Annotated in this window: 8 protein-coding genes and 1 pseudogene; 6 read left to right on the top strand and 3 right to left on the bottom strand. The window is 67.2% G+C overall.

The genetic code is table 11. From position 1 onward, the window contains the following. The coding region (locus R1101_RS0112635; RefSeq protein ID WP_016933784.1) for a rod shape-determining protein at positions 1-877 on the bottom strand (877 nt) is incomplete at its 3' end. 334 nt (positions 878-1211) lie between these two features. Further along, positions 1212-1763 (bottom strand): helix-turn-helix domain-containing protein, encoded by a 552-nt coding sequence (locus tag R1101_RS0112630; protein WP_016933783.1) that lies wholly within the window; start codon positions 1761-1763, stop codon positions 1212-1214. A gap of 82 nt (positions 1764-1845) precedes the next feature. On the opposite strand from R1101_RS0112630, the gene R1101_RS0112625 reads away from it, so the two are divergent. Then, positions 1846-2205: a hypothetical protein gene (locus R1101_RS0112625; protein ID WP_016933782.1), complete on the top strand. Its 360-nt coding sequence runs from the start codon at positions 1846-1848 to the stop codon at positions 2203-2205. A gap of 19 nt (positions 2206-2224) precedes the next feature. Here the strand turns inward: R1101_RS0112625 and R1101_RS0112620 are convergent, their stop codons facing one another. Beyond that, positions 2225-2890, bottom strand: a complete 666-nt coding sequence (locus tag R1101_RS0112620) for a FadR/GntR family transcriptional regulator (RefSeq protein ID WP_016933781.1) — start codon at positions 2888-2890, stop codon at positions 2225-2227. An 11-nt stretch (positions 2891-2901) separates the two neighbouring features. On the opposite strand from R1101_RS0112620, the gene R1101_RS0112615 reads away from it, so the two are divergent. The 5 genes and pseudogenes from R1101_RS0112615 to pnuC form a co-directional block, all read left to right on the top strand. Further along, positions 2902-4122 carry an MFS transporter gene (locus R1101_RS0112615; protein WP_026003208.1) on the top strand — a complete coding sequence of 407 codons (1221 nt, stop codon included), beginning with the start codon at positions 2902-2904 and terminating at the stop codon, positions 4120-4122. Positions 4123-4297: 175 nt separating this feature from the next. Then, positions 4298-4960, top strand: a pseudogene (locus R1101_RS31520) (MFS transporter); the annotation flags it as partial. An 88-nt stretch (positions 4961-5048) separates the two neighbouring features. Continuing rightward, positions 5049-5654: an MFS transporter gene (locus R1101_RS31515; protein ID WP_442969885.1), complete on the top strand. Its 606-nt coding sequence runs from the start codon at positions 5049-5051 to the stop codon at positions 5652-5654. 108 nt (positions 5655-5762) lie between these two features. Further along, complete coding sequence (locus R1101_RS0112605; protein ID WP_016933776.1) at positions 5763-6641, top strand: sulfurtransferase; 879 nt, start codon at positions 5763-5765, stop codon at positions 6639-6641. 124 nt (positions 6642-6765) lie between these two features. Beyond that, on the top strand, positions 6766-7204 hold a 439-nt coding region (pnuC, locus tag R1101_RS0112600; protein WP_016933775.1), incomplete at its 3' end, for a nicotinamide riboside transporter PnuC.

Below are 7204 nucleotides of genomic sequence, written 5' to 3'. Positions count from 1 at the left end.
CGAGCAGTTGCGGCACACCGCGGAGCATCGATCCTCCGCCGATCGCCAGGATGCCTTCGGCCATCACGTCGCTGATCGCGCGTGGAGGCAGGTCGTCCAGGCAGGTCGACAACGTCTGCACGATGCTGGTCGTGGTGGGCCGCACCGCGTCCATGATCTCCTCGGTCTCGAGCGTCACCAGGCGCGCCCGGCCGGTCGCGGCGTCGCGACCCTCCACGACGAGCGACCGCTCGTCGGCGGTGTCGGGTGCCCCCACCTTCGCGCGTTCGGCGGTGAGTTCGCCGACGAGGATCCGGTGTTCCGCGCGGAGGTACCGGAGGATCGCGCTCGTCAGGTCGTTGCCGGCGATGCGGCAACTGCGATGGGAGAGGACGCCGCCGTAGCAGAGGGCGGTGACTTCCGAAGTGCCGCCACCGATGTCGACGACGAGATGGGTGCGGGGTTCGAGCGGGTCGATCCCGCAGCCGAGGGCGCCCGCGACCGGTTCGGGGATCAGGCCGACCTTGCGGAGCCCGGCCTCGTGTCCGACTTCGAGCAGTGCGCGACGTTCGAGCGGCGTGGCGCCTGCGGGAGCGGCGATGACGCCCGTCGGCCGTATGCCGTAGTGCCGGCGGGGTGAGATCTGTGCGAGGACGGCCGTGACGAATGTCCGTGCCGTGTCGAGATCCACGATCACCCCGTCGCGTATCGGGCGGATCGGGACGATCCCGGTAGGTGTGCGGTCGACGAGGTCGCTCGCGTCCTGGCCGATTGCGAGCGCTCGGCGTGGCTCCTTGATGCGAACCATCATCAGCGACGGCTCGTTGAGGACTATGCCCTCGTCGGGGGTTCCGACGACGGTGTTGGCTGTTCCGAGATCGATACCGAATCCACGCACGTCGGCCTCCGGGGAGAGTGCAGCAGGAATGTTTCCGATGATGTGTGACAGAGGTATTGGGGGACGTGGGCATCGAGGGAAATGTGGTGTACCAAAGTTACCGCCGCCGTATTCCCCTTCGAGCGGTGTTTGCCGGAATGATACTTACGCGCTCCCCGCGTGCTCGGTGGGCCACCGGGTCGTGACCCCGATTCGCCGTGTATCGGCTGTTCGTCCGCGATGGATCTGCCGGTTCGTCTGCCCTGCAACGGAAATACGCACAAATTTGCTGACGGCTCGGTTCTCGTCCTTCGCGCAGTGGGCCGACGCGAACGTGGGCCGGTTCCGCTGAGATCTACCCCTCTTCGGATGGAGCGGTGGGGGGAGCGGGGATCACCGCGGTCGTCAGGGTGATGCGCATCCGGTCGTCACCTGTATCCGTGCGATACGGGGCGAGGATGTCGGCGAGCCTGCTCTGGATCTCCGCGAGATCGTCGGTGGTGACGTAGAGCGGGGTGGTCCCGAAACCCAGGTAGTCGCGCAGGCTTCGATCGTCGTCCTGGATGAACGTGTCGAAGCTCTCGCCGAGCGCGCCGAGGAATGTGACGAAGGCATTGCGTAGTTCGGCATCGCTCATGGCGGCGAGATCGTCGTGGCCGACGTGGGCCATGCGGTCGCCGAGCGCGAGGGTGCGTTCGATGGTTCCGCGCACGCGACGTTCGTCGACGACGGTGACGATCTCGGCGTCGATCAAAGCTGCGACGTGCCGGTAGAGCGTGGCCTGGGTGATGTCGGGGAGTGCCGATCGGAGCTCGCTCGTGGTCAGCTGCCGTCCTCCGAGTTGCTGGACGATGCGCAGCCGGACCGGGTGCAGCACGACTTTCGCGATCGGCGGCGTCTTCGCCATCGGTACCTACCCGTCATTGTTATCATCGTGATAATGTTCTCAGTGTTGTAGCCAGTTTACCGTCGACGGAAGGTCCGACGTCATGGCCGAAACGACATACGACAACGCAACCCTCCACCTGTCCTTCTCTCGGTGGGAAGCCTTCATGGTCCGCCGAACCGCGATGGAGGTGCCGATCTCGGCGATCACCGGCGTGGAGGTCCTTCCGGGATGGACGTCCGAGATCCTCGGCATCAGATCCGGCCTGGTGATCTCCGGTTACCTGAAAGTAGGCACCTTCCGGCACCCGCGCGGCATCAAACGCCTGGTCGCCATGAAGCGAGGCCGTCCGGTGCTGCGCGTCGCGCTGGGTGGCTCCGGCGTCGACTTCGACGAGCTTCTCCTGAGTTCTCCGGAGGCGTACACCCTCGCGGACGCCCTGCGCTCGGCCGGGGTCCGATGATCGGCGGAGTCCCTACCTCTCAGTCGGTGAGCTCCGCGAACAGCCCCTGCGCCGCCTCCACGGTGGCGTCCTCGTCGCCGGCGATGACGGCGGCGACCAAGGTGGTGTGTTCGGGTTCGAAACCCAGGCCCGTGACTCGGACGTGCCGGTCGATGGTGCGGCGGATCGACGGAAGCAGCGAGTCGTAGAACTCGAGGTACACCGCGTTGTGGCTGGCCTCGACGATGGCGCGGTGCAGGGCAACGTCGGCGGCCACCGCGGCGTCGATGTCGGATCCGGCGAACAATCGGTTGCGCTCGGCGAGCAACTGTTCGAGCCGGGCCACGTCGTCGGGGGTGCGCCGGCGCGCGGCCAGGACGGCGGCGGTGACGTCGAGGGCCTGCCGCAGTTCGAGCACGTCGCGTTCGTGGGCCGTGGCGAAATACTTGCCGAGGGTGCCGGTGACGTGGGAGGTCGCGAGGACGTAGGTGCCCGAGCCCTGGCGACGTTCGAGCATGCCGGTGTGGACGAGGGCCTGCACGGCTTCGCGGACGGTGTTGCGGCCGGTGCCGGTGAATTCGCACAGGTGCGGTTCGGTGGGGATCTTCTCACCGACCTTCCAGCGTCCGCTGCAGATCTCGCTGCGCAACTGTTCGGTGACCTGCTCGATCAGGTTCGTGCGCTGAACAGGTTTTCCCAAAGTCATCCCATCATCCTATGATTTTCGGCGTGAGTCTTCTTCGTGGTCGTCTGCTGGTGTTCTGTGCGATCGCGATGTCGGCACTCGTCCTGAGGCTCGCGGTCACCTCGTTCAGTCCCCTCGCTGCGCAGATCAGTGAGGAGATCGGCTTCTCGTCCACGATCGTCGGTGTGTTCGGCATGATCCCGACCGCGATGTTCGCGGTCTTCGGTCTGGCCACCCCGGCGCTCGGCCGACGATGGGGACTCGAACGCACCGCGCTGATCGCGATGCTCATGGCAGGCGCCGGCATGGCGATCCGGGCGCTGATGACCGACACCTGGTCGCTGCTGCTCCTGTCGGCCGTCGCGCTGGGCGGGATGGGCATCGGCAACGTCGTCATCCCTCCTCTGGTCAAGCGCTACTTCTCCGACACGCTGGCACTCGTCAGCTCGGTATACATCGTGGGTGTGCAGCTCGGCACCATCGTGCCCGCTTTCGTCGCGGTCCCGCTCGCCGACGCGTTCGGCTGGCGCGTCTCGCTCGGAGTGTGGGCGCTGATCGGATTCGCTGCAGCGCTCCCGTGGACGTGGGTCCTGCTGCGGCGCCGCGGCGACGCTGCCGAGGACGCCGTACCCGCGGAGCAGCACGCCCCCGGCCGGGTGTGGCGCTCGCCGGTGGGCTGGGGGATGGCCGGCATGTTCGGCATGACGTCCCTCGTCACCTATTCGATGTTCACGTGGATTCCCGACATCCTCGCCGACGCCGGAGCCGGCCCGGCCTTCGGTGGTGCGATGGTGGGACTGTTCGCCCTGCTCGGGCTGGTCTCCGCGTTCGGCGCTCCGTCGCTGTGTGCGCGGATGGAGAACCCGTTCCCGGTGGTCCTGGCGTGCGCCGCGTGTTTCCTCATCGCGTTCGCGGGCCTGTGGATCGCGCCGATGAGTGCGCCGATCCTGTGGGTCGTGCTCCTCGGACTCGGGCCCAGCACCTTCCCGATGGCGCTGACCCTCATCAATCTGCGTTCCCGCACCTCCGCCGGATCCGCCGCTCTGTCGGGCTTCACCCAGGGTGTGGGCTACAGCGCCGCGTGCCTCGGCCCGCTGCTGTTCGGCGTCTTCCACGACCTCACCTCGGGCTGGACCGCCTCGTTCGTCTTCATGACGGTCGCTGTCGCGGTGCTGGTGACCGGCGCCTACCAGGCGTGCAAGCCGCGGGTGGTCGAGGACAGCTGGAACGCCCGCCCGATTTCGGTGGGGTAGACCCCGCCCAGCGGGGTCCCGGCCACCGGAACCGGCCCGGATCCTTCGGCCGCGAGCGGCCGGGAACCTCCCATTGAGCGGGCACGCCCTGGTCGGCACCGGTGAGGGTTGACAGAGTTTCGAGGACGCGCGTACGACGCGTCCCGACCTGTCCCTGCGAACACTGGAGTGCCGAATGGAGCCACCCGCACCGGCCCCGATCGAGGAAACGAGCACAGCAGCCGCCGCGCAGAGCCCGCCGTCCGGCGACCACTCGCAATTGCGGAGGGTCACGCTGTCGAGCCTGCTCGGTACCACCATCGAGTACTACGACTTCCTGCTCTACAGCACCATGGCCGCCCTGATCTTCGGCGACCTGTTCTTCCCGTCGTCGAACTCGGCGGTCTCGACGATCGCCGCGTTCGGGACGCTCGCCGCCGGTTACCTCGCGCGACCGCTCGGTGGCCTGGTGTTCGGGCACTTCGGCGACCGGTTCGGACGCAAGTCGATGCTGGTCATCACGATGGTGATGATGGGCATCGCCAGCTTCGCGATCGGCGTCCTGCCCACCTACGAGCAGATCGGCGTGCTGGCGCCCATCCTTCTCGTGACGCTGCGAGTCGTGCAGGGTGTCGCGGTCGGCGGCGAATGGGGAGGGGCGGCACTGATGGTCGCCGAGCACTCCGACGCGCGCCGGCGCGGCCTGTGGACCGGGCTCATGCAGCTCGGCTCGCCGATCGGATTCCTGCTCTCGACGTCGGCGGTGATGCTCGCGACGCTGCTGCCGGACGCGTCGTTCGAGTCGTGGGGGTGGCGCATCCCGTTCCTCGCCAGCGCAGCGCTGCTGGTGCTCGGTCTCTACGTCCGCATGAGCGTGGTCGAGAGCCCGGTCTTCGAACAGGCCGCAGCGAAGGCAGAGGTGGCCTGCCCGTGCGAAACCCCCGGTTCTGCAACTGCTCCGACGACCCCGCCCGCTCATTCTCGCGTGCGCGGTGGGCATCGGCCCGTTCGCGCTGACGGCACTCATCACGTCGCACATCATCGCCTACACCACGTCGGTCGGATACAGCTCGTCGACCGTGATGCGGGTTCTGGTGCTGATGTCGGTCGTCTCCATCATCGCTATCCCCGGGTTCTCGGCGCTGTCCGACCGCGTGGGACGTCGCGCGGTGAGCCTCACCGGTGCGGCCGTCGCGGTGCTGTACGCCTTCCCCCTGTACATGATGATCAACGCGGGTTCGATCGCGCTGCTCACGGTCGCGTTGCTGTTCGGGCAGGTCGTGCAGTCGGCGATGTACGCGCCGCTCGCACCGATGCTGTCGGAGATGTTCGGTACCGACGTGCGGTACACCGGAGTGTCGTTCGGCTACCAGTTCGCCAGTCTGATCGGTGCCGGCTTCACGCCGATGATCGCTGCGAGCCTGTTGGTCGCGTCGGACGGGTCGAGCCTGCCGCTGAGCCTCATCATCATCGGTACCGCGGGCGTCACGATCCTCGCCGCCTGGATCGCGTCGGAGACCCGGGGCAAGAACCTCGCCGGCACGGCGGAGTGACAGTCGAATCGATTCGGGTGGGTTGATCCCCGCTGAGCGGGGCCGGGCCCACCCAGGTCGTACGGCTGCTCTACTGGAGGGAGATACCGAGTGCAGAGGAGGACCTCGATGAGCGACACGAAGCCGAGCACCGTCTCTCCGGAGTGGTTGTACGAGCAGTTGGGCGACGAAGACCTCGTCATCGTCGATGCCACCGTGCACCTGAGCATGCCGCCGGACGGGTCCGTGCACGTCGAACCCGGCTTGGCGACCTACCTGGAGGAACACATCCCCGGTGCGGTCTACGCCGACCTGTTCACGGACTTCTCCGATCATCAAGCGCCGCAACCGTTCACTGCGGCGCCGTCGGAGCGCTTCGCCACAGCCGCGGGCGCCGTCGGTATCGGTGAAGGTCGCCGCGTCGTGCTGTACGACCAGAAGAACGGCATCTGGGCGGCGCGGCTGTGGTGGCAGCTGCGACTCGAAGGTTTCGACGATGCCGCCGTGCTCGACGGCGGGCTGCCCGCCTGGAAGGCCGCCGGCTACCCGGTCTCCGACGAGCAGGTGGTGCCGCACGGCGCGACCTTCACCTCGCGGCATCGTCCGGAGTTGGTGCGGTCGACGGAGGAGGTTGCGGCGTCGCTCGACGACCCGAACACGTTGATCATCAACGCCTTGGATCCTGCGACCTACCGTGGTGAGAGCCCGTCCTATCCACGGCGCGGGCACATCCCCGGCAGCATCAACATTCCCTTCGGCGATCTCGTCGACCCGTCGACGGGGCGCCTGAAGCCGGCGGCGGAACTGCGGGAGATCTTCGGCGAGGCGGGTGCTCTGAACCCGGATGTCACGCCGGTGACCTACTGCGGTGGCGGCATCGCAGCCTCGGGACTCGCGCATGCACTCGCGGTCGCGGGCCGGTCGGATGTCGCGGTGTACGACGGTTCGCTCAACGCGTGGACCGCCGACGAGTCTCTGCCGCTCGTGGAGGGCCCCGAACCCCGCTGATTCTCCGAAACTTCGGTGTTCTCGACGTCGCACAGCGCTGTCGGGAACACCGAAGTGCACTTCACCGTTGCCTCACTTAGAGCAAATATGATCTAATCGCTGCCACAAACGAAAGGCGGCGACGATGATCGCATTTCTGAACTCGACAGCATTCACCGCACTCGGTGCGCCCACCACCTGGGCGGAGGTGTTCGGCTTCGTCAGCGGCGCCTGGTGCGTGTACCTGGTGGGGCGGCAGTCGATCCTCAACTGGCCGATCGGGATCGTCAACAACATCGTGTGGATCCTGCTCTTCGCGACCGCCGGTCTCTACGCCGATTCCGGACTGCAGGTCGTGTACATCGCACTCGCCGTGTGGGGGTGGAGCAACTGGGCGCGGGGCAGGGACGGCGACGCTCTGCCCGTGACGGGCACGAACACGACCGAATGGGGTGTACTCGCGGTCGTCGGTGTCGCTGCGGTGATCGGGCTGACGGCGCTGCTCGAGGTGGCGACGAACTCGACCGTCGCGTTCTGGGACGCGACCACCACCGTGCTGTCGTTGCTCGCGACGTGGGGGCAGG

Origin of the sequence: Rhodococcus sp. R1101 (assembly GCF_000278445.1) — a bacterium.
In the GTDB taxonomy this organism is placed as follows: domain Bacteria; phylum Actinomycetota; class Actinomycetes; order Mycobacteriales; family Mycobacteriaceae; genus Rhodococcus; species Rhodococcus gordoniae.
This window is presented reverse-complemented; position numbering and strand designations above follow the sequence as displayed.